Source organism: Colwellia sp. BRX10-1 (genome assembly GCF_014077545.1).
GTDB lineage: Bacteria > Pseudomonadota > Gammaproteobacteria > Enterobacterales > Alteromonadaceae > Colwellia_A.
In genome coordinates this window covers 1-23,868 of sequence record NZ_JACGWC010000028.1, presented here as the reverse complement: position 1 = coordinate 23,868, position 23,868 = coordinate 1, and the positions used below count along the sequence as shown (strand labels likewise).

Annotated in this window: 20 protein-coding genes and 5 tRNA genes; 12 read left to right on the top strand and 13 right to left on the bottom strand. The window is 38.2% G+C overall.

The window, feature by feature from the left end; genetic code table 11:
- Positions 1-34: 34 nt before the first annotated feature.
- From kynA to H4J75_RS16950, 10 genes are all read right to left on the bottom strand, one after another.
- Positions 35-898, bottom strand: coding sequence for a tryptophan 2,3-dioxygenase (gene kynA, locus H4J75_RS16990; protein WP_182222771.1), 864 nt, complete (start codon positions 896-898; stop codon positions 35-37).
- Positions 891-2,327: an NAD(P)/FAD-dependent oxidoreductase gene (locus H4J75_RS16985; RefSeq protein ID WP_182222770.1), complete on the bottom strand. Its 1,437-nt coding sequence runs from the start codon at positions 2,325-2,327 to the stop codon at positions 891-893. Before H4J75_RS16985 ends, kynA begins: the two co-directional genes overlap by 8 nt.
- The gene (gene kynU, locus H4J75_RS16980) at positions 2,324-3,637 is read right to left on the bottom strand and encodes a kynureninase (protein ID WP_182222769.1); all 1,314 of its coding nucleotides are present in this window, start codon (positions 3,635-3,637) and stop codon (positions 2,324-2,326) included. The genes H4J75_RS16985 and kynU overlap by 4 nt, the downstream gene beginning before the upstream one ends.
- Positions 3,638-3,640: 3 nt before the next feature.
- On the bottom strand, positions 3,641-4,579 hold the full coding sequence (locus H4J75_RS16975) for a cyclase family protein (protein WP_182222768.1): 939 nt from the start codon (positions 4,577-4,579) through the stop codon (positions 3,641-3,643).
- Complete coding sequence (locus H4J75_RS16970; protein WP_070373934.1) at positions 4,576-5,583, bottom strand: amidohydrolase family protein; 1,008 nt, start codon at positions 5,581-5,583, stop codon at positions 4,576-4,578. The genes H4J75_RS16975 and H4J75_RS16970 overlap by 4 nt, the downstream gene beginning before the upstream one ends.
- A gap of 3 nt (positions 5,584-5,586) precedes the next feature.
- A complete protein-coding gene (locus tag H4J75_RS16965) occupies positions 5,587-6,144 on the bottom strand; it encodes a 3-hydroxyanthranilate 3,4-dioxygenase (RefSeq protein WP_220465348.1) in 558 nt (185 codons plus the stop codon).
- 2 nt (positions 6,145-6,146) lie between these two features.
- On the bottom strand, positions 6,147-6,629 hold the full coding sequence (locus H4J75_RS16960; protein WP_182216170.1) for a RidA family protein: 483 nt from the start codon (positions 6,627-6,629) through the stop codon (positions 6,147-6,149).
- Positions 6,630-7,093: 464 nt separating this feature from the next.
- Positions 7,094-7,174 (bottom strand): hypothetical protein, encoded by an 81-nt coding sequence (locus H4J75_RS20530; RefSeq protein ID WP_404842717.1) that lies wholly within the window; start codon positions 7,172-7,174, stop codon positions 7,094-7,096.
- A gap of 23 nt (positions 7,175-7,197) precedes the next feature.
- Complete coding sequence (locus H4J75_RS16955) at positions 7,198-8,655, bottom strand: aldehyde dehydrogenase (protein ID WP_182222767.1); 1,458 nt, start codon at positions 8,653-8,655, stop codon at positions 7,198-7,200.
- Positions 8,656-8,691: 36 nt separating this feature from the next.
- Positions 8,692-9,480: an SDR family oxidoreductase gene (locus H4J75_RS16950; protein ID WP_182222766.1), complete on the bottom strand. Its 789-nt coding sequence runs from the start codon at positions 9,478-9,480 to the stop codon at positions 8,692-8,694.
- Between the two features lie 261 nt (positions 9,481-9,741).
- Here H4J75_RS16950 and H4J75_RS16945 point away from each other — a divergent pair, with 261 nt between their 5' ends.
- Positions 9,742-10,524 carry an alpha/beta fold hydrolase gene (locus H4J75_RS16945; protein ID WP_182222765.1) on the top strand — a complete coding sequence of 261 codons (783 nt, stop codon included), beginning with the start codon at positions 9,742-9,744 and terminating at the stop codon, positions 10,522-10,524.
- A 59-nt stretch (positions 10,525-10,583) separates the two neighbouring features.
- On the opposite strand, the gene cysK is transcribed toward H4J75_RS16945, so the two are convergent.
- A complete protein-coding gene (gene cysK / locus H4J75_RS16940; protein ID WP_182172979.1) occupies positions 10,584-11,552 on the bottom strand; it encodes a cysteine synthase A in 969 nt (322 codons plus the stop codon).
- A 562-nt stretch (positions 11,553-12,114) separates the two neighbouring features.
- Here cysK and H4J75_RS16935 point away from each other — a divergent pair.
- Positions 12,115-13,167, top strand: a complete 1,053-nt coding sequence (locus tag H4J75_RS16935; RefSeq protein WP_182222764.1) for a hypothetical protein — start codon at positions 12,115-12,117, stop codon at positions 13,165-13,167.
- Between the two features lie 78 nt (positions 13,168-13,245).
- A complete protein-coding gene (locus H4J75_RS16930) occupies positions 13,246-14,298 on the top strand; it encodes a hypothetical protein (RefSeq protein ID WP_182222763.1) in 1,053 nt (350 codons plus the stop codon).
- Positions 14,299-14,472: 174 nt separating this feature from the next.
- On the opposite strand, the gene H4J75_RS16925 is transcribed toward H4J75_RS16930, so the two are convergent.
- Together H4J75_RS16925 and H4J75_RS16920 are read right to left on the bottom strand one after the other, a co-directional pair.
- Positions 14,473-16,782, bottom strand: coding sequence for a carbohydrate binding family 9 domain-containing protein (locus H4J75_RS16925; protein ID WP_182216159.1), 2,310 nt, complete (start codon positions 16,780-16,782; stop codon positions 14,473-14,475).
- A gap of 171 nt (positions 16,783-16,953) precedes the next feature.
- The gene (locus H4J75_RS16920) at positions 16,954-19,350 is read right to left on the bottom strand and encodes a carbohydrate binding family 9 domain-containing protein (RefSeq protein WP_182222762.1); all 2,397 of its coding nucleotides are present in this window, start codon (positions 19,348-19,350) and stop codon (positions 16,954-16,956) included.
- A gap of 249 nt (positions 19,351-19,599) precedes the next feature.
- Here H4J75_RS16920 and H4J75_RS16915 point away from each other — a divergent pair, with 249 nt between their 5' ends.
- The 9 genes from H4J75_RS16915 (at position 19,600) to H4J75_RS16875 (ending at position 23,796) form a co-directional block, all read left to right on the top strand.
- On the top strand, positions 19,600-20,334 hold the full coding sequence (locus H4J75_RS16915; RefSeq protein ID WP_182216155.1) for a DUF599 domain-containing protein: 735 nt from the start codon (positions 19,600-19,602) through the stop codon (positions 20,332-20,334).
- Positions 20,327-20,827, top strand: coding sequence for a DUF2919 family protein (locus H4J75_RS16910; RefSeq protein WP_182216154.1), 501 nt, complete (start codon positions 20,327-20,329; stop codon positions 20,825-20,827). The genes H4J75_RS16915 and H4J75_RS16910 overlap by 8 nt, the downstream gene beginning before the upstream one ends.
- Positions 20,828-20,837: 10 nt before the next feature.
- Entirely contained in the window at positions 20,838-21,563 is a 726-nt protein-coding gene (gene dnaQ, locus H4J75_RS16905; protein ID WP_070376981.1) for a DNA polymerase III subunit epsilon, read from the top strand.
- A complete protein-coding gene (locus H4J75_RS16900; protein ID WP_182222761.1) occupies positions 21,551-22,879 on the top strand; it encodes a TIGR03503 family protein in 1,329 nt (442 codons plus the stop codon). Before dnaQ ends, H4J75_RS16900 begins: the two co-directional genes overlap by 13 nt.
- A 167-nt stretch (positions 22,880-23,046) precedes the next feature.
- A tRNA-Asp gene (locus tag H4J75_RS16895) sits at positions 23,047-23,123 on the top strand.
- A 52-nt stretch (positions 23,124-23,175) separates the two neighbouring features.
- Positions 23,176-23,252, top strand: a tRNA-Asp gene (locus tag H4J75_RS16890).
- An 87-nt stretch (positions 23,253-23,339) separates the two neighbouring features.
- Positions 23,340-23,416, top strand: a tRNA-Asp gene (locus H4J75_RS16885).
- A gap of 139 nt (positions 23,417-23,555) precedes the next feature.
- Positions 23,556-23,632, top strand: a tRNA-Asp gene (locus H4J75_RS16880).
- Between the two features lie 87 nt (positions 23,633-23,719).
- Positions 23,720-23,796, top strand: a tRNA-Asp gene (locus tag H4J75_RS16875).
- Positions 23,797-23,868 lie beyond the last annotated feature (72 nt).

Genomic DNA, 23,868 nt, shown 5'->3' with positions numbered 1-23,868 from the left:
AAGCTGTTGACTTGAAATGACAATATGAGAAACGTTATAAATGTGTTCTAACTTCAAACAACTCAGGAAAAAAGCTAACATCTAGTGCTTTCTTCAAAAAACCTACCCCAGAAGAACCACCGGTTCCCGTCTTATACCCAATGATCCGTTGCACGGTATACATGTGTTTAAAGCGCCATTGTTGAAAAGAGTCTTCGATGTCGACAAGCTTTTCTGCTAGCTCATATAGTTCAAAAAATTTCTCGGGTTGCTGATAGACCATTAGCCATGCTTTTACCACACTCTGATTACTCTGATAAGCTTGGCTAACATCGCGATTAAGCACACAGTCATCAATGTTAAAACCTGCTTTTACTAATGCGGCAATCACTTCGTCGTATAAGCTGGGGCTATTGAGTAATAATGCTAACTCTTGATAGGCTTGATTATCACTTTTATGGACGTTAAGCATATCACTGTTTTTATTGCCTAAGAGAAATTCAAGTTTTCGATATCCGAGTGACTGAAACCCAGAGGATCGTCCTAAGTCATCACGAAACTTTAAGTAATCAACGGGGGTAAGCGTCGATAAAATATTCCATGACTGAGTCAACTGAATGAATATTTGTTTTACCCGCGCGATAACTTTAAAGGCGGGACCAAAATCATCTGCGCGTAAACACTCCATGGCTTTTGTTAATTCATGGCCAGCAAGTTTAAGCCAGAGTTCGCTGCTCTGATGAATAACAATAAACAACATCTCATCATGCTCTTTCGATAACGGTTGCTGAGCCGATAATACTTTATCAAGCTGCAAGTAATTACCATAGGACATATCATCGTTAAAGTCGGTATGAATATCTTCTTCTACTTCACGTTTGTTTGCATCACCATTAAAAGGACAGCCAGAATTAGACATCAAGATTATCCTTGTTTTTAGTGTTTTCTTGAACGAGTTGTAGCAGTTTTTCGTAAACAAAATCGTCTTGCCAACAGCTTTCTATATCAGGTATTTGCATTATTTTCGCCATAATTAATTTTTGCTGATCGCCGATTGCTAATGCTTGCGAATAAGGCAAGTGTGGGCAAAAGGTCACCATAGAATAAAGTGGCACCCAAAGTTCAGGTTGAAGTTGATGAAATTTAGCTTCAATTTTTTTCTGCAAAAGAAAATTACTGTCACCAGAGAGCTCACTCATTTCAACAAAATTACGCTGAGCTAATTCAGTAATAGCATCAGCATTTATTTTTCGCTGTTTTTGATAAGCAGGAAAAATATCGCACCATTGACCTTTATATTGATCAATAATTTCACCAAGCTCTCGGCAATCTTCAAAGCCACAGTTCATGCCTTGACCGTAATAAGGCACCATTGCATGAGCAGCATCTCCAATTAATGCGACTTTGTTATTGATCACCCAAGGGTCCACTTTAACTAAAAAGAGTGGGCTAGCTTTCTTGGACATAAAGTCATCGATGGGGTCTGCTAGTATGGGCATTGCATCGGCAAAATTTTCGTTGAAAAACTTAACTACTTGACTTCTTTTTGTTAAGTTGAAAAATGAATGTGCTCCGTCATGTTTACTTTCATAATTCATAAACAATGTACAAGTGAACGAACCATCAGGGTTGGGCAGAGCGATCAGCATAAAATCTTTTCTTGGCCAAATATGCAGGGCTTCTTTTTCCATCTTAAAACGCGCATCGCCTGTTTCGTTTTCGTTTGCAGGGATCGTTAATTCGATATAAGACTGAGGCATGAAAGATTGGCTATAGCTAAAGCGTGGCGTTTCTTGGGCAAGACGGCGTACTTTTGAAAAAGCACCGTCGGCGCCAAAAATATAATCAGCGTCAATTTCAATATGACCTTTACTTTGTGCCACATCAAAGCTGAAAGATGAACAACCCGTAGTAAAGTCAACATGGGTAAGTCTTTTTTCAAAGTGCAACGCTACGTTTGCTTCTTTTTCTGCCAAATTAAGTAATTGTTCATTAATGCCCGCGCGCGATACCGACCAAATAGCTTGGTCGTCTTTTCCATAAGCTTGCTCTGTTATCGTTCCATCAACCCCATGCATGACACGTTTTTTCATAGGGAGCGCTTCTTTACGCACTTGTTCAGCAATACCAACCGCTTCAAGCGCTAACCAACCACGGTCTGAGAGGGCAATGTTAATCGATTTTCCTTGGTATATATCATGCTGGCGAGAATCTGGGCGAGATTCAAATAAATTAATATTATAGCCTTTTCGAGCGAGTATTATTGCAAGCAGTGCGCCAATAGGGCCAGCTCCAGCTACCGTGATGTTAGTTTCATTGGCAGGTTTAGATATAACATTTACGCTCATTGTAAACACTCCTTTAAAAGTCGGACAAAGTGATAAATATCTTGGAACTGATTGTAAAGAGGGACGGGAGCCACTCGAATAACATTGGGTTCACGCCAATCTGTGGTTACGCCATTTTCTTCTAACGCGTTAAACATAGCTTTACCGTCAAGGCCTTTAACATTAATCATTAACGATAACTGACAACCGCGTTCAGCTTGATTACTGGGGGTGATAATACGAATTTTATCGCCGAGTTCACTGGCGATTAACTCGGTCATATATTGGGTAAGCTTGACTGATTTTTTACGAAGCTCACTGATCCCGCCTGCCATTTTTATGGTATCAAGTGACCCTCGAATAGCCGCTAATGATAATACGGGAGGGTTCGATAATTGCCAGCCTTCAGCTGTAGCAATAGGCTTAAAATTGTTTTCCATTTTAAATCGAGTTGACTTGTCGTGTCCCCACCAACCCGCAAAGCGGTTCACTTGCGTTTCACTGTTTGAATTAGTGCTATGGGTTTCATGAACAAAACAACCAGCAACAGAGCCTGCACCACTGTTTAAATATTTGTAACTGCACCAACATGCAAAGTCGACTTGCCAGTTATGCAGTTCCATTTCGATGTTGCCAACGGCGTGGGCTAAATCAAAACCCACCATGATACCTTTCGCGTGCGCTTTTTCGGTGATGGTTTTCATATCCAGCACTTGGCCAGTGTAGTACTGCACACCAGGCAATAATATCAGGGCTATTTCATCGCCTTGTTGTTCAATAATTTGATATAAATCATCAGTGTTTAATAATTCTTCGCCTGCTCTTGGCGTCCACAGCAGCATATTCTTATCAACATCTTGTTTGTGATGTTTTAGTTGAGATTCTACGGCGTAATGATCAGAAGGGAACGCATGATCTTCAATCAGTATTTTAGTACGTTTACCTTGGGGTTGATAAAAACTCACCATCATTAAATGTAAGTTTGTGGTTAATGAATTCATCATCACCACTTCTTCATTTTTACCCCCCACTAATAATGCTGATTGCTCGGTTAAAAGTTCGTGATAGGGCATCCAAGGGAAGTCACCTTCAAAATGACCTTTTACGCCTCGTTGTCCCCAAGAGTCAAGTAACTCAATAACATATTCTCGAGCAAGTTTGGGTTGTAAACCAAGGGAATTTCCTGTGAAGTAATATTCATCGTCACCATTGGCTTGTTTAGGAATGGCAAACTGGTCGCGTATTTTCGCTAACGGATCATTAAGATCTAGTGTTTGGGCGTATGCTAATGTCGTTTTATTATTTTTTATTGTTTTATTGGGAATAGGCATAAGTTATTTACTCATTTCTTTAGCATTAAATTCTTTTGTTGAAAATAGGACTGGGCGACTTGGTGCTGCATCATTATGAAAAGCAGGTGTTTGAATATTGATAAAATAAAAGTCATCAGGGATCTCATTATCAATAAACGCTATTTCGGTAATCGTCTTATTCACTAAGCTATTTTCGTTTACTTGCTTACTACCTTCATTAACTTGCCAAAATAAATGGTGACAAGTCATTAATCCCTCATCATGTAAGCGGTCAATTGATGGCAGATCTACTATTAGGTGTTCAACACCGCGTTCATTCAAATATAAAATGGCTTCACGGCTGAAAAAAGCAGGTTGATTCTCACTGTTATAAGCTTGATTTTTTTTGCTACTGTTATTTGGCAAACTTCGAATAACCAACGCTTGTAATTGCTCATTGTGATAATCAACAAGTGCTTTCTTAAGTGCAGATTTACTGATGATGACATCATGTATAGAAAAGTCAGGGCTGTAATTCTCCTTACTTTCTATAGCTAATTCAGGTGTTAATGATATTACAGCGCAGGGCATTAACGCGGGTAAGTTAAGCTCTGCTAATGTCTTTGCCTGCGTTTCATTGTTGATACCATTATTGACAGCATGACTGTTCATTGAAAAATCACAAATATGTGCGATAGATTCTGTGTGAGTACCGTTACAATGCGGATTAATCGTCAATTCATTTACATTGCAACTGCCACCTTGTTTCGTATCACCAACAAAATCCCCCGCTTGCATTGGACTGGCTAGAGCCGCATTTGCAGAAAAGTGATTAGGCTGTTGCGTTGGTTGATTAAAGTTAACAGGAATAGCCAATGACCATGAGTTTGCTATATTGACTTGATAACTAGCATTTTGAAGTTCTATGGTTATTTTTATCGTGCTATTTTTAACGTTAACTTTCGTGTTCGCGATACTCATAAAAATTGCTCTTTTGATAATCCTAACCATTTAAGCGCTGAACCATGCAGTAACTTTTCTTTAATATCATCAGAAAACTGACTATTCTCGATAAGCTTTCCAGGTTCTAATTCACCCAATGGAAATGGGTAATCAGTACCCAAGGCAATATTGTCTGGCCCCATCAAATCGACTAAATATTTCAGTGCTAATTCATCATGTACTAATGAATCTAGATAAATTTGAGGAAGAAAATCTCGTGGGTTAATTGGGCAGTCAACCGCACATAAATCAGGACGAACATTAAACCCGTGTTCAATACGACCAATAGTTGATGGAAATGAACCACCACCATGAGCAAAGGCTATTTTTAGTTTAGGTAAACGTTGTAGTACGCCGCCAAAGATCATCGAGCATATCGCTAAGCTTGACTCTGCAGGCATACCAACGAGCCATGGCAACCAATACTTAGGCATTTTTTCTTTCGCCATCATGTCCCATGGGTGAACAAAAACTGCTGCACCTAAGTCTTGTGCGGCTTCAAAAATAGGGAATAACTCTTTTTGGTCTAAATTCCATTCATTAATATGAGAACCAATTTGAATGCCCGACAAACCAATTTTCATGCAACGTTCAAGTTCTTTTATTGCAAGGTCTGGCGATTGCATAGGTAAAGTACCTAACCCTACAAAACGCTTAGGGTGGTCGTTAACAATGCCGGCAATGTGATCATTCAAATACATCGATAAATCTAGAGTATCTTTCGGTTTTGCCCAGTAGTTAAACATCACAGGAACCGTTGAAAGTACTTGTACGTCTACATGGTGCTTTTTACAGTCGTCAAGTCGAACTTTAGGGTCCCAACAATTATGGTCTATTTCACGAAAAAACTTTTCATCAACCATCATTCGGGCACAGCCACATTTATGATGATCTAAACTGACAAACCCCCCGTAACCGTATTTTTCACGTAAATTAGGCCAGGTCTTCGGTAATATATGCGTGTGAATATCTATCTTTAACATAACTTATCCCTTCGTCACTGTTGTGCCACATTGCTGACAAGTGCAATTGTCAGGTGTGTCATAAAAACGGGTGAATACTTTAGGTAAGTCTGTTTCTATATTGTCGAGATAAAAAGCTTCTGTGTAGAGTTGTTTTTTGCAGTCAGGACAAAACCAATAAAGTGCATCTTTTTGATTATTTGCTCGCTTTTGTTCAACCACTAAACCTACGCTATTTTCAAAGCGCTGTGGGGAATGCAACATTTTTGGTGGAAGTAAGAATATCTCGCCAGCTTTAATTTTTATATCCTGAAAATTTTTAGGATCATGATGATCATTCTTTTCAACCGAACCATCAATCACTGAAAGCACCATTTCGCCTTCAATTTGATAAAATAATTCAGGGGTTGCGTTATAGTGATAATCGTTACGATTATTTGGGCCGCCGACAATCATTACAATAAAATTGTCTTGTTCAAAAATTTGTTTATTACAAACGGGAGGTTTAAGTAAATGGCGATGTTCATCAATCCAAGCATGTAAATTAAAAGGCATAGCGATGCTGTTTTTTAACGTTGACATGACTATTCCCCCGTCGTTTTAGTATGAGGCTTTTTATGTTGATTCAACGCAGCGATACATTTAAGTTCAATGGCAATGGGCGTTGGTAATTTGTTAATTTCAACCGTGGTTCGACAAGGTTGGTTATCGGCAAAGTATTCTGCGTAAATACGATTGTAGGTGGTGAAGTCGTCATCCATATTGGTTAAAAATACGGTGACATCAACCAAGTCCATCCAGTTTGCATTTGACGCTTCAAGAATTAAGCGAATATTGGTGAATACACTATGACATTGCGCTTCAATATCGTAACTTTTAATTTTACCTTGCTCGTCAAGTACAACCCCAGGGATATCTTTGCAACCCGCTTTTCTTGGGCCAACACCAGAAAGAAATAATAAGTCGCCTACTTGTCGGGCGTGAGGGTATAAACCTACCGGTTTTGGTGCTTGTTCCGCGTTAATTATTTTCGGGTTCAAAGACGTTTTAATTTTAACATCGCTCATAAGGGATCCTGATGTAATTAATATATTTTTATGGTTATAAGTGTAGACAAAAATCAATCAAAGACCTTTGTTCTTTATTTATTTTAATTGTGTGTAGACTTGAGTACGACTGAGTAGGGAATTTCGAAATCACCGAAAAACACCCTAAGGCATACCAGAGGAAATAGGTTAAATAAGCGTCCATTTGCAGCCTAATACGCTGGCAAATATTGCTCCTGAAGATTTAAATTTATGACAAATTTGGTTCATTATTTAGTTTGAGCCTATGAGTATTTTATGCATACATTTTTGGGTTCAGTAAAAAATCGCATGGCTTCTAAACCACCTTATCGACCAACACTTGAATGATTCATACCTCCAAAAATTGATCCACACAATTCCGGTATTTATTTAGTTTGAGCCTATGAGTATTTTATGCATACATTTTTGGGTTCAGTAAAAAATCACATGGCTTCTAAACCACCTTATCGACCAACACTTGAATGATTCACACCACCAAAAGGCGTTCGTAAATCACGCAGTAACCAACAATTGATCCACACAATTCCGGTATTTATTTAGTTTGAGCCTATGAGTATTTTATGCATACATTTTTGGGTTCAGTAAAAAATCGCATGGCTTCTAAACCACCTTCTCGACCAACACCTGAATGATTCATACCACCAAAAGGCGTTCGTAAATCACGCAGTAACCAACAATTGATCCACACAATTCCGGTATTTATTTGTTCAGCGAGTTGATGCGCTCTATTAATATTTTGCGTCCAAATAGTCGCCGCTAAGCCATATTGGCTTTCGTTGGCAAGTGCCAGCGCTTGTTCGTCAGTATCAAACAGTTGTAAGGTAATAACAGGGCCAAAGATCTCTTGCTGGTTGCAACTTGCATCATTACTTAAGCCTTCAATGATAGTCGGTTGTAAAAAATAACCTTGTTTACAGCGACCAGGTAATAGCACTTGTTCACCGCCCGCTAAAATAGTACCCCCTTCTTTTTTAGCTAAATCAATATAGCCAAGTACCTTTTCTAAGTGAGCTTTGGAGACAATCGCGCCCATTTTTGTTTCATTAAGTAAAGGGTCTTGTGGCACAAGCGCTTGTGCTTTTGCAACTAATGCTTTTTTGAATTTTTCATATATGCCCCGTTGAATATATAAACGTGAAGCACATAAGCAAATTTGACCTTGATTCGCAAAGCTGGCGCGAAAGACTTCTTCAACAGTACTTTCAAAATGACAGTCATCAAAAATTAATGCTGGGTTTTTCCCACCTAATTCTAATGATAGTTTTTTAAATTGTGGTGCAAGCTGAGTTGCTATTGCTGCACCCGTTGCTGAGCCACCAGTGAATGAGATCGCTTTAATTTTAGGGTGGTTACATATTGCAGCGCCAACGCTTGCACCTGTTCCGTGTAATATATTTAAAACACCTTTAGGCAAACCGACTTTCAGACAAATAGCGCCGAGCATTGCCGCCGTTTTTGGGGTTATTTCAGAGGGTTTAGCAATCACGCAATTACCTGCAGCGAGTGCTGGTGCTATTTTCCAAGTAAATAAATACAGCGGTAAATTCCAAGGGGAAATACAGCCGACAATACCAACAGGTTGGCGCAAAGTGTAATTGATTGCCGTATGAGCAATCGCATGAGATTCACTAGCGAATTGCGAACAGGCATGAGCAAAGAATTTAAAGTTACTTGCCGCACGTGGAATATCTACCATTCTCGCTAAAGAAACCGGTTTACCATTGTCTGTGGCTTCGGCAAGTGCTAAGGATTCAAGTTGGTTTTCAATTTCTTGTGCTATGGCAATTAAATAGTCGGCACGTTGTTCTAAAGCTAAAGCCTGCCATGCGGGCAGGGCAAGCTCTGCTGCTGCAACAGCCTGTTCAACATCAGCGATATCACTATTGGGGATTTGGCCATAAACTAGCCCCGTGGCCGGCTCAATATTATCTAAATAATTATTATTGACGGGCGCTTGATATTGGCCATCAATAAAGTTTTCAATAATATTATTTTCATTGAGCATTATTATTCCTCTAGCTATTGTTTATTAAAGTAAACCTTATAAGCACGAGGTTCTGCCACCATCGACGGGTAAATTAATACCTGTGATATAGCCAGCAGCAGGCGATGCTAAAAAAGCGGCCGCAGCTGCAAATTCTTCGGGTTTAGCAAAACGGCGCATAGGAATAATTGCTTTTTCGTTAAGCGTAGCCTGTTCAATTGAAATGTTTTGTTTTTTGGCTTTCCCTGAAATAATAGCATCCAAACGAGCGGTTGCAGTAGCCCCGGGTAAGACATTATTGACAGTAATACCAAATTCACCCAATTCATTTGCTAAGGTTTTCGCCCAGCTCGCCACCGCACCACGTATGGTATTAGAAACACCTAGGCCATTGAGCGGCTGCTTAACAGACGTAGAAATAACATTGATAATACGGCCATATTGCTTTTCTTTCATACCAGGGATAAGCGCTTGAACCAAGTGATGGTTGGACACTAAGTGTAAATTGAAGGCGTTGATAAATTCATCGACACCAGCCTCATTGGCCGGTCCAGGTGCGGGTCCACCGGTATTATTGATTAAAATATCATAACCACCCGATGCGTTAATATGCGCATTGATCACGGTTTTTACTTGTTCTGTATTCGAAAAGTCAGCGACTAATACTTGATGTTTTTGACCTTGATATTTATCAAGATCAGCTTTGACTAATTCAAGGGCTGCTTGATTACGTGAGAATAGTGTGACGTTAGCGCCTAATTGAGCAAGTTCAATTGCACAGGCTTTACCGATCCCTTGACTTGAACCACAGACCAATGCGCTTTTACCTTGAAGATTTATATCCATGAATACTCTTTATTATTGTATTTTTTCAGACGACTTTTTCAAAACGACGTTAAGTTAATTTCGTTGAAAGTTTGAGTTAACCAATTTTTATCACATTAAATAATTTAATGTCAGCAAAAGTGTGAAGTTTTATTTATTTACTTTGTAAACTTTTATAGCCGTATCTTTTTTAATTGCGCGACAATAGATTGAGTGTTATTTCACTTTGACATTTGTTAGATTAAGCTGATAATGGTGTTTTATCGCTAATCAATAGCTGCAATGACCATAAATAATCTACTAAAAGGTGCCTATATTTCAGGGCAGGGAACACCGGTTGTACTTCTTCATAGTTCGCTAAGTTCAGCCAGGCAATGGCAGCCTTTAGTCAAACTGCTTGAACCTCACTACTTAGTCATCAATATTGATTTGCTCAGTTATGGTAATGCAGAAAAAGTCGCTGATGAGTTAAATTATAATTTTGATGTTGAAATTAACCGTATTAAAAAAATTATTACTCATGTTGCTCAACATCAGTCTTTTCACTTGGTTGGGCATTCTTGTGGCGGCGCGATTGCCTTAAAGCTAGCCATTGAGAATCCAGAAAAAATATTAAGTCTTTCTTTATATGAGCCGGTTGCGTTTCATTTACTTGAACAAAGTAGTGACGCTCGAATGTTAGCGGATAACTTTGCTAATAAAGTTAATATCGATGATAGGTATCAGGCGGCTGAGATATTCACTGATTTTTGGAACAAAACAGGTTTTTTCAAAGCATTACCACAAAAAGTTCAGGATATAATGGCAAGAGATATGCCTAAGGTGAGTTTAGACTTTAAAGGTTTAATATCAGAGAAATATACTTTAACCGATCTAAGTGGTCTTACTTGTAAAGTGTTAATGATGACAGGGGAACACAGCCCTGAACTGAGCCAATCATTAGCCAATCAAATTAAAGCCAATTTACCCAATGTTGAACATCAACGTTTTCCAACCGGACATATGGGACCGGTAAGCCATAGTGGCTTAATTCATCCGGCGATTGCTCGCTTTATTGCTGATTGATAAAACAAAAAAAAGACGCCTCAGCGTCTTTTTTATTTTGATGATGTCAATACTATTTACTATTGTACAAGCTCTTTATCAGTGAACTCATCACTAAATAATGGACTTGATAAGTAACGTTCAGCGGAACTTGCTAAAATAACAACGATATTTTTATCTTTGTTTTCAGGTTTCTCAGCTAAACGTTTAGCGGCAACAACCGCGGCACCTGAAGAAATACCTGCAAGAATACCTTCTTCTTTCATTAGGCGGTGACACATTGCCATGGCTTCATCGTTGGTCACTTTTTCAACAGCATCGATCATGCTTAAGTCTAAGTTGCCAGGAATAAAACCAGCACCAATACCTTGAATTTTATGTGGGCCAGGTGTTAATGCTTCACCCGCCATTTTTTGGCTAATAACCGGTGAGTCAGTAGGCTCAACAGCTACAGACATAATGTTTTTGCCGGCAATATTTTTGATATAACGACTAACACCGGTAATGGTACCGCCTGTTCCAACACCGGCAACAAAAATATCAATCTTACCATCGGTATCTGCCCAGATCTCTGGACCAGTAGTTTTTTCATGGATCTCAGGGTTGGCAGGGTTGTCGAATTGCCCCAATAAAACATACTTGTCTGGATCTGAATTTTTAATTTCTTGCGCTTTAGCTATAGCACCGTTCATACCTTTGGCGCCATCGGTCAATTCAAGTTTAGCCCCTAAAGCCGCTAATAACTTTCTGCGTTCTAAACTCATGGTATGTGGCATAGTTAACGTAATGCCATAACCTCGAGCTGCTGCAACAAATGCAAGGGCTATGCCGGTATTACCACTTGTTGGCTCAACGATTACTTTACCAGGTGTTAATAAGCCTTTCTTCTCTGCATCCCAGATCATGTTTGCGCCAATACGACACTTAATACTCGCACTTGGATTTCTTGATTCTATTTTTGCAAAAACATTACCGGTAGTTACACGGTTAAGTTTTACTAAAGGTGTTTTACCTATAGTGGTTGAGTTATCTTCAAATATTGTCGTCATGGTAGCTCCTTAATAAAGCTTTATTTACTTTAATAGCACAAGGTTAGCGCTTTATAGAAATAAAAGAAGTGATATTTTGTTAACTTATATACAAAAAAAGAATATAGAAATGCTTTTTTAGTTAAGTTAGCCTGTAATTATCGTTCTTTTTGATAATAACCTATTTTATTCGCCAAGCTATAATTGCTGTTAAACCCCAATGATAGCTTGGCGAATAACAAACAAGCTTTTTAAAAGTGGTTTTAATATTATGGTGGCGCTTCTTTATGCTAATGAGTAAAAATTGTTCAGCGCTTGAATTAATTTACCTCTTTTTTTAAATGGTATTATTTTAAAATTTGTTGATCTCTTCTGAAAGTGTCCTTGCTTTTACTATCAATAAACTATCAATAAATTGTCAATAAACTATCAAAATTATAAATAATTAGCCATTGACTAATAAATGGTCATTGGACTATTATCAATTTTAACTGGTCGAACGTCCGATGAGTTGTAGTACCAATAAAAATAAGACGTAAAAATATAATTATAAAATAAAATTTAAAAATAATTTGGGGAAATAATGAATATAATCAAACGTATAACGGTTGTAGCAGGGATCTGCCTGACATTCTGCTCAGCAGCTTCTTACAGTAAAGAATATAAAATAGTACTTATCCATGGCTTTCAGCCTCAACAACTTATTGTTGATGGTGACGTTACGGCGAGTGGGCAAAATTACTGGCAAGGCTATTGGAATAACCTCAGTGATGCCCGTATTGACTGGCCTTCATATGAACGAATAGAAGGTAAAATAGCCACAGACTATGTTTGGCCAAAGTTGAAATCATTTTCTGAAAGTAACTTTTGTACACCGGGTTGCATCTTTGTAACACATTCAACCGGTGATTTAGTGGCACGGTATATTATAGATAACCAAGAAACTTGGTTGGAAAATGCTGGATTAGCACCACTGAATATTGTTGCAACCTTTGACATTGCTGGCGCAGGTGGTGGTAGTGAACTTGCTGATGTGGCGGTAAGTGTTGCTGAGGGTACAGAAACGTGGTCTTTTGTCATAGAGGCAGCATTAGAGGCTTGGTTAGGCGGCGATCTTGGCGATGAAATGGGCGTACTTAATGATTTAAAAGTCAATAACGCTAGACAACTTGCACCATTACCAGATGCGAGGATCCCTCGTCTACGCTTTGTCGGTGATGCAAGTGAATATTTAGGGGTTACTAGCCCATTTATTCAAGGTAATGACGACGGTGTTGTTGGTACGCACTCCTCTTGCGGAGCTAATCGCCAAGCAAGATACGGTAGCTGCAGTACCGGTATCGCGTTAAATGGTAAAATAGAACAGCAAGGTAATGCCGTTAATGGTTTTATGCCATACCATTATCCAATGCTTATGGGTAAAGCTTATAGTCATGGTTCGTTACTTGAGCCACAACAGCAAGGTAAAGTGACGGCAGCAAGTAATCAGAAAAACCTACTGTCAGGAGAAAGTATTTACTTTGACACTTATACTAAAACGACTGGCTGGTGGCTTTGGAAAAGTAATTATCTCTATGTTGAAAATTCGAATGATGACAGTATGTCAACGCTCATTTATGACGCGATTCCGAATTAAATAATATAGTTAAGGCTGTTGATTTTCTAGGTTAATCAAGGAAAATCAACAGTGTCTTGGCAAAAGAGTAAAGCCGTTATGAAAAAAAAATCATTGTTAAAACAATTCAGTGTTATATCTACTATCGCCGTTGTTGTTTGGCTCTTTTGGCCATCAATACCGCAAAAACTAACGATTGTTAATGAACCCTTGAAAAAAACAATTCCAATTAAGACAACTAGCTTGCCAGAACAGCCGCCAAGTAATAATAGTTCGCTCGAGGCTACAGTTAATAAAATCACTTCAAACGATTCAGCAGTACTTGTTGCACAAGCGTATGCGGCAGAGTTAACTTTTCCACCCTATTCACAACCTTTAACGGATAAAGATTTTGACCGCTTAACCCCTAATTTTTTTAATCCACAGTCTATGTTAGTCGACGACAATGGCACTAAAGTAAGTGCCGCATTATCAAAATATCGTTATACCTATCCCGAAGTCGTTTTTGCGACACTAACCGGTGAAAATATTACCAGCGCAGAGCTGCAACTTGTCGATATCATTACAGGTAAAGTATTATTGACCAGTCAATTTGAACAGGGTGAAGAAAACTGGCATTCACACTTTACCGGTAAAAGAGATTTGCCACGAGAACTGCAAGCATCGATTAAGGCGAAAATTAACGGTAAGAATATTAATATTACCCTAGCACTTAAATATGTTGATTCAGTTGCTACCCTAGAAAGTTTTGAACCGGCCTACAATGAAGATGCTGATATGGTATTAAAAGCTAATTTAACCACTAGAGAGCAAGGCCTATATAGAATGCGGGCAAATTTATTTGATGCCAATTACCAACCCATCGCCCACTTAGTTAGCAAAGCAAAACTCAATAAGGGCAATAGTCATCTTTATTTAAAAGCTCACCGGTCAGTATTACAAGGCAGGCAAGCGCCATTTTACTTATCAACTTTTTCAATTGAATTAATGTCACCTGCTCCCGGTGAACCGACCAAGTACGGTGATAGTTCAATTGATGAACATGCAATAAAAGGTTTTGCAGTCAACAGTTTAAGCGATTTGCCCTATCAAGCTTCTTCGCAGGAACAACAACGCTTACTACTGTTGCAGAACATGGCAGAAGGCAGGTAGAAGGTTTGATTAATAGTTGATAATTGATGAAACGATGTGTTAATCAATCGTCTGAATAGCGCTGATTTTCCGTAGACAAACAACGACCAGAGCTTTTATTAAAGTCGCAGTGTAAAATAAAGTTTAGTTTGATAACCGCTATCAAACTAAACTTATTTATCGATTAATAAGGTGCTAAGGCATCCAAGCGTAACTAACTTTAGTAAACAAAGTACGTTCACCACGCCTTAACGTAGTTAAGTCGTCATCTTGATAGCTAGTGTCTGAATACCCTAAGAAAAATACTGTCTGTGGATTAAGCTTATAGCTATAAATTAATTGTGTTGATAAATCACTATTGGTGTTCGAATAAGCTGAAATATTATTATCTGGATTTTTATCTACATCGTAGTAAACAACATTTAATTTAAGATAACTGTTCACATCAAATTGGTAAGAAACTCTTAATTCCACTATGTTCGCATCGTATACATTACCTTGACTCGTATCGAGAGTTTCATAAGTATAAGAAAAATCAATCTCTAAATGACTGGTTGGGTTAAGACGAGTGTTCGCATAAATTTCTTGATAATCAGCGAGGCGATTATTTTGGTAATCTATTTTTTTACCAAAAGAAAAATAAACTTCACCATAAAGATATCTTGTTGGTTTTATATACGCAAACATAGTCAAAAGCTTTTCAGTAAAGCGGTCGGTATTACCGTCAATAGAGTCATCAAACTCAATTGCTGCGAGGCCGCCATTTAATTGATTTAACTCACTTTTACGTAACCCTATTTTATCTGCATAGGTAAACATAATATCAAATTGTGAAAGTTTAGGGCCATCAATCGTAAAACTCGAAGCCAAACTTTTTTCGAGCAATTCACCATTTTCATTGTGTTTAATTTGCCACTGACCTGACAATTTTGCTTCTTGCCAAAAGCTGTCGCCTTCACTGTAAAAGAAACGGTCAACTAATAGTCTCTCATCTTGATAATCAGCTTGGGGCATAAAACCTAAATCAGCACGGAAATCTTTACCTATTTTTTGATGTTCAGCACTTACCGACCAATACTCCGAGTTGTGCTCATAACTAAGTTTGACCGCTTGGTCGGCAAAATCAGTCGACTCCTCTATTGAATTGTCACTGTTTGAATGAACAACTTGTGCAAGAATAGCATTCGAGTCATCCATTTTATATTTGGTATTGATACCGGCAACGGTATTTTGATAACTATCAGACTTTCTTAAGGTGCTAATTGCACCTAATGAAAAGTCTTCAGAAAAGTCGTAGCGATATTTAAATGCGCCAGAGTGGCTTTCTTCATCTAACGATTTTAAACGTGATCCGGTATTCCCTGGCACAATAAAATTAGTTTCTGTGTCATGACTAATAAAAGCACCATAGGTATGGTTGTCATTAGTACCCGTTAATTTTGCACCATAATCAGGGTCGGCAATGTTTCTGGTATAAACTAAATTAAAATTTGAAGAGAAATAATCTGAGTTTTCTACAAAGAAAGGGCGAGCCTCACGATAAAACAAGGAATAGGTTTTATTAACGCTAAGTTGTCCCGCATCAGACTCTACTGTCGAAAAATCTGGGTTTACCGTAACGTTTAATAGCGTGTTGGCATTAATACCCCAGCGTAAGTCAACGCCCGCTTCGGTGTCGTTATCGCTTTGCCATTCATCTTGTGGGTCGTAAATGTCACGAGTATCATTTTTACTTGCTACTATTGCTGGCGTGATTGTTAAATTGTTACCGGTTTTTGCATCTTTAAAACCTTTTGCTTCAGGTATTTGGCATAACCAACAATCATTGTCTCGGTCGAGCGGTATATGAGATATACGCAGGCGAGAGTCGCGCGGGTAGAGACGAATAAACTCAATTGCCCAGGTTTTTTCTTCATCTGTGTCAGCAAAGTTCAATGCATGGTAGGGCACAGCCATTTCAACTTGATAGCCACTCGCTGTTCTTTTGCCAAACGATTGCCACATACCATCCCAAGCTGAATTGACATCACCGGTGAGTTCGTTTTTTATCCTATCGATTTGCGATCCGTAAGGATTAACAAAGAGTTCATAACTTAATCGTCGATTGTTGTAAGTGTCGAGTTTTATACCCACCACATCGTCTTCGAGTCGTGTATCTCGGTCACCTAAGTAGGCAATTATTTCTTCTGGGTTGGGATCTTGGGCAATAAAAGAGATATAAATGGTCTCGCCATTTTCAAATATTTTTGCGGTGGTTTTAACCGGGCTAGGCTTATTATTCCAAGGGGAATTAACAATGTTGAGCTCTATGGATAATGCCTGAGACCATTCCTCTTCGTTGATGTTGCCGTCTATGGTGACTTTTGTTTTAGCATAAGGTATCGATAAATGATCGATTTTATTAATTGTTTGTTCTTGGGCATTTTGTTCAGCAAAACTATTCTGTGAAAATAGTAAGAATATACTAGCTACTAAGGCTTTGTAGCTACTTCTTAACAACAACATTTTCTCTCCAGGGTTACATTTTATTATTTTTATATTGTGACTCTGGATAAATTGTGTCAAAAAAATGCAGTTAAAACAATCATTAATTATTCTAGCTCTATTATTAGCAGGCAATAAAAAAGTCGCCAAATGGCGACTTTACTTAAAAGCTGATGAGATTTTTATTTATTTTTACTTCATCCAAGCATAGCTAAACTTCATAAAGAGATTACGTTTATTTTGATTTAAGTCGCTAAAATCTTCTTCGGTGTAGTGTCTATCAGAATAGCCTAGATAGAAAACTGTTTGCGAATTCAACTTGTAGGCGTACAACAATTCAGTTGAGACGTTCTTCCTGCTTTTGGTAATATCTTCGGGATCCGTGTAAATATAATTGTTAATATTTCTGTTGGTATTATTATAAATAAAACTAAAACGTAAAAAACTTAACACATTAAATTGGTACGTTGCTCTAAAATCGGTCAATCTTGCAGTAAAGACGTTGTTACTGGTCGCATCGACATTATGATTAGTGGCATCTAATTGATTAAAGGTATGTTTGATATTTAATTCTAAATGCTTATCAACATTTAAGGTTACGTTTGAACTCCACTGTTTAGTACGGCCCAGACGGTTGTTTCTATAATCAATGGCATCGCCGTATTTAAAGTTACTGTTAAAGTATAGACCTAGCATTGGATTAACTTCACCAAAGAGTGAAAATTGATTTTCGGTAAATAAGGTGGTGTTACCGTCAATGGCTAAAATACTTTTATCTTTTCTTAAACCGACTAAATCACGGTTTGAATAAGAAAAGCGGAAGTATGAATTCATACTTGAATTTAGTTGAGCGTTGATATCAAATTCTTTTTCAATCAATTCATTATTGTCGTTATGGGTGATATCCCAATCAGAATATATTTTAAATTTCGTCCACCATTCGCCTGGTTTCGCATACCACTTTCTATCACCACCAACAGAAAAACGCTTGTAGTCAACATTTGGAATAAAGCCTAAATCACCACGAAAGCCAGAATTTTGCTGATCGTATGTTACGCGGTAATACCAGTCTCGGTCATTGTGAGAATAGCTGGTTTTAAAGGCACTACCACTAAACTTATCATCTTTTAAGGTCCGTAAAACCTGCTCATTGTAATCACATTGACTATAGCCACAGTCAATGTTTTCTGGTGGCGCATGGCAATTGTCTGACTCACTTGAATCGTCGCTATCATCGGCATTACAAAATTGCTCAAATAAGTTATCAGGATATTCTGTAGTTGAATAAAGCGCTTGAAACTTAAAGACATCAGCCGTTGAAAGTCTAATTTGACTGCCGACACTGTGTACTATATTTTGATAATCTTCGGCGGTACGTATGGTACTTACGGTCCCCATAGTGATATTTTCGTTAAAATTGTAACGATAGCGAAAAGCGCTTGCTTTTGATTCGCCTTCGATGCTCGCTATGGAAGAGCCTCTATTACCGGGGATTAAAATATTGGTACTGTCGTCATCGGTGACAAATAAACCAAAGGAGTGATCATTTTCTCGACCAGTTAATTTAGCACCGTAGTTTGGCGCGTTAATATTTCGGGTATAAATCAGGTTATAATTTGAATCAAAGTAATCAGCATTATCTAGAAAAAACGGTCTTTTTTCTTGGGTGAAAAGTGCAAAGTTATTATTGATATTTAACTGAGCATTATCTGTTTCAACCGTTGAAAAGTCTGGATTAATTGTGGCATTCAACACCCAGTCAGGTGTTATTCCCCAACGAACATCTAAGCTAGCTTCTGTGTTGGTTTCACTCTGCCAATCCTCATTATTTTCTCTTTGTTCATTAACGCCGGTAACAAGTGAAGGCGTAACGGTTAAGTTATCGCCTTGTTTTGCCCCCGTAAAGCCTTCAATCGTGTGAAGTTGGCATAACTCACAGTCGTTATCTCGTTCAAGGCGGACGTTTGAGAAACGAAAAAATTCGTTTCTCGGATAAAAACGCATTAATTCAATGCCCCAATCTTGTAATGACGATTTTTCAGTAAAGTTAAGCATACGAAGGGGTAAAGCCATTTCTACGATATAGCCTTTATCGTTAATTATTCCTGCACTGTCCCAGATGCCATCCCAAGAATCACTTTCACTTTTCGTTATTTCATTTTCGACACCGTCGATTTGAGAGCCTAAAGGGTTGACTAAAAATCGATAAGCCGAACGTTGGTCGTTATAAGTGTCAATTTTTATGCCAACGACATCGTCACCCCATGATTGATCTCTATCGCGGTAAAACGCTCGAATTTGGCTTGGGTTGGGATCTTCAGCAATGAAAGCAATATAGAAAGTACCGCCATCTTCCATTAATAACGCTTCGGTATGAACTTGGCTAGGTATATTGTCGTATGGACGAGTAACGTTATTGATTAATATTTTTTTTGCATGGCGCCATTGTTTTTCATCTAATTTAGCATCTATGGTTATTTTACCTGAAATCCTTGGGATTTGGGTTGACTGTTGCGCGTTAGCTTTACAATGAAAAGAAAATAATAAAGTGGAAATAGTCAAAATATGGCTGAATTTGACAGTGAACATTGATGCTCCAAAGGAAAGTGTTTGCACAAAGTTTATCTGCAATACTGACGGTAAACTTAAGTAATAGATTTACCGGCGATGGTGAAGAAAGTTAGACTTTCTGTCAAAGGAATTACGATAACTGGTATAAGGAATACGATTAATGGTTTTTTCTAACATTTTTTGCATGCTTAATCGTAGAAAATTTAGCTCGAATCTATAAATATTCTCCTGCATAATGGAATGCCTGTTATCTAATTCTTCAATATTATGCCACTTACTTTACTCGATATTCTTGCCTTTATATGCTTTGTAACTTGTTGGATTGGTTACACTTGGTTTGCTCGTGTCAAAGCAAAAAACACTAATTGTATCGCCAGATGTCTTCATCAACATAGAATTCATTGGATGAATGAGCTAATGACGCGAGATATTCGTGTTGGTGAAGCTGCGTTGTTAGCAAATTTGGAGCGAAATATTGCTTTTTTTGCTTCAACAACTTTACTGGTTTTAGCCGGTGTATTGACTCTATTCGCTCAAGTCGAACGTTTAGAAGCGGTAATAGGTTCAATTCCCTATGCTGATTTTCCAAATCATGCGGCGATACAATTAAAATTAGGTGTCTTAGCTTTTATTTTCATTATGTCCTTTTTTCAATTTACTTGGTCTATGCGACAGTATGGCTTTTTAAATGTCATGATTGGCGCTGCGCCTTATGATGAGTTAGGCGAAGATGAAAACTTGCGTGCCTATGCAAAACAAATGGCAATAGTACAAGACCAAGCCGCACATTCTTATAATTATGGATTACGTTCTTATTATTTTTCTATTGCGGCAATGTGTTGGTTTTTTCATCCTGCGTTATTTATTTTTGCCAGTTTACTGGTTGTTTATACTTTATTTTATCGTGAATTTAGATCCCGAGCAGTAAAAGCTATTACCGCCGCACAAGAGCACTTAAGAATAGAGCATACAAAAAAGCGCGGTCATGATATTGATGAGTAAACATAATTACTCTGCTTATTCAGTGCAAGATTTTGACAATTTTGATTGTTTGAAAATATCAAAATGGGTCTACGTAGCCTTGATTTTTATTTTACGGGGTTATGTTGTTTGGCTAATGTCGGTAACCAATATGAAAGACCGTGTTGGTATTATTCAATGGATATACCCTGAAACATCATTGTTTTATTTAAGCTTAGGCTCTGGGGCGTTAGGTGTTTTTATTGTCCTTGTCTTAAGTTTACGCAGGCCAAATGCGAAAGGTTGGGTTAAAAAATCATGGCGCCATGGTAAAGGTATTCTCACTTTCGCCTTACTTTTTGATTTGATTATTTGCTTAGTTGGCTTTTTTTATTGGCATTTACTGTCATTAACATGGTTAATTACCCAAGCTATTATTGTTGGAGCGCTTATAATCATGTTAAATCTCAGTAAAAAATTTACAATAAATATTACTGAGTTTCCAGAGCCACTTCCTGACCCAAAAAAAAGGTGATGAAATCACAATGAATAACGAACAAGCTGTACAGCAAGATGAACGATTAATTATATTAGATACAGAAACAACGGGTATTAATCCTAGGGAAGGGCACCGAATTGTTGAAGTAGGCTGTGTTGAAATGATCAACCGACAGTTAACCGGTCGTAGTTTTCACGTTTATATCAATCCATTATTTGAAATGGATCAGGAAGTTATCAATATTCACGGATTAACCAATGAGTTCCTTCGTGATAAACCTTTATTTAGTCAAGTCGCCGATGACTTTATCGAATTTATTAAAGGTGCACGCCTTGTTATTCATAACGCTAAATTTGATATCGGCTTTATGGACAATGAATTTGCTTTATTAAAGCGAAATATTCCCAACACTCGTGATATGTGTACTGTTATAGATACGTTGCATGTTTCAAAAGATGAATTTGGTTCACCAAAGACTCTAGATTATTTAGCCCGTTACTATCGTGTCGATAAATTAGTCGACCGCACTTATCATGGTGCATTAATCGATGCTCAACTTTTAGCGTTTGTTTATGTAGAGATGACGCGTAAGCAGTCCGTGTTAAATCTATCAGCAGGCAGCGAATCAGGTGACAGTAATGCTATTCGTCGTTTACCCGCACAACGAACAAAATTAAAGGTTATCCAAGCTTCTGCCGATGAACTTATTAAGCATAGTGAAAGATTAGCGATTGTTGCTGAAAAAGGGAGCGAACCAATATGGCCCAAATAGGTCAGTCAAAACTTTTTATTATCATAGTAGTAGCCTTTCTATTGATATCTATACCAAGTTATGGACAACAAACCAAAATTGATTATTACCAATCAGATAATGTTACCAATGCAATTCCTTATTTTGAAAATCGGTTTAAAATAGATGCCTTGCTTGAAGAAATAACACTGTTATTTTATCGAAGAAGTGGCACGCCACCCATCATACTTGTGCGCCCTGATGGCACAAAAATTAAAATTAATAATTTACCTAAAGATAAAGTCACTTGGTTTGATGATCGTACTTTTGATTTAATCACCATTAAAAATCCAATGCCCGGCCCTTGGCAGGCTATTGGTGATATTTTACCGCAAAGCCACATTATGGTTGTCACTGATGTCACTATTAAAGTTGACCCCTTACCTGAGGTTATCCTCTCGGGAGAAACCTTAAAAATTGAAGGGCACCTTTATAACGGAGAACAAGCTATTGACGATCCACTCTTTCGTGACGTTATTAACCTCAATGTAGATTTTTTTAGTACCAATAATTCTGCGTATGATAATTTTGGTGCTGAACCCATTAAAATAGCGCAGTTTCGTGATGATGGCCGTGACTTAGATGAGTATGCCAAGGATGGTGTCTTTACCGGCGAATTTGAACTTGCTTTTGCTCCGGGTGAATGGCTACCTATTTACTCTGTTATTATGCCGATGGCTACTCGAGAGTTACGACAAAAACCCATTATTTTGCAAAAGACACCAATTACCATTTCTGTTGAACCCGTAATGGAAGTCGGGAAGTCTCACAAGGTCATCTTTACTATCGACCCTACTTATGTAGATGTGGATAGTGTTTTGTTTCAAGGGAAAGTTATTTTTCCAGACCGTCAAGAAGTACCATTTTCTATTATGGAAGGAAAAGGTAATTTACGTACTTACGAACTTGCTTACACCGAGTCAGGTGTTCATCGTATACAAGTGAGTGTTTTTGGCAAAACAATTAACGGCCGCGAATTCCGTTTAGTGTTAGAACAATTTACCTTTAATGCAGAAAGTAAAACGGGCTTAGTGATGCCGACCCTAAATGCTAATGGTGAAATGACATCACTCCCTGTAGACAAAGCGGATGTTGTTATTACCGATAAAATTATATTAGCAGAGGAAAAAGCTAAACAATTAGCCATGGAGTTGCAAGAAGCTAAAGTCGAACAAGAAAGGGCAAAAAGTGAAAAAGATCTACAAACTTATATTATTATTGCTGTTGCAAACGTCGGAATCGTCCTTATTGCGTTAGTCTTTTACTTTATATCTCGCCGAAAAAAGAACAAAAAATGATGAATAGCCAATTAAATAAAGCCATTTTTGAATGTAATTCCTCCGTATTGTACATCAAACGTGCATACAGTTAATTATATTAAAAAAGTGGTTGACTGCTCTGCGTCTTAACCGTATTATCTCCGCCGCATTCAACGACTTGTTGACGAATGTGTTGATTATACAGCGGAGTGGTAGTTCAGTTGGTTAGAATACCGGCCTGTCACGCCGGGGGTCGCGGGTTCGAGTCCCGTCCACTCCGCCAATTAATCAAAGGTTAAGCACCTAGTTTTACTAAACGTTTAAAACAATACAGCGGAGTGGTAGTTCAGTTGGTTAGAATACCGGCCTGTCACGCCGGGGGTCGCGGGTTCGAGTCCCGTCCACTCCGCCAACATTGTTTAAGTAAAGAATAAGGTTTGAATGACCTAACTATAAAAGGCGTGACATCTTTTATTACAACATTCAAAAGCAATACAGCGGAGTGGTAGTTCAGTTGGTTAGAATACCGGCCTGTCACGCCGGGGGTCGCGGGTTCGAGTCCCGTCCACTCCGCCAACATTGTTTAAATTAAGAATAAGGTTTGAATGACCTAACTATAAAAGGCGTGACATCTTTTATAATAACATTCAAAAGTAAAATCACGGGTTTAAGTACCGTCTACTTAGGTAGTAAAACTTGAAGAAAGCAATACAGCGGAGTGGTAGTTCAGTTGGTTAGAATACCGGCCTGTCACGCCGGGGGTCGCGGGTTCGAGTCCCGTCCACGCCGCCAACATTGTTTAAGTAAAGAATAAGGTTTGAATGACCTAACTATAAAAGGCGTGACATCTGTTATTACAACATTCAAAAGCAATACAGCGGAGTGGTAGTTCAGTTGGTTCGAACACCCCCCTGTCAAGGCTGGGGTCGCGGGTTCGAGTCCCGTCCACTCCGCCAACATTGTTTAAATTAAGAATAAGGTTTGAATGACCTAACTATAAAAGGCGTGACATCTTTTATAATAACATT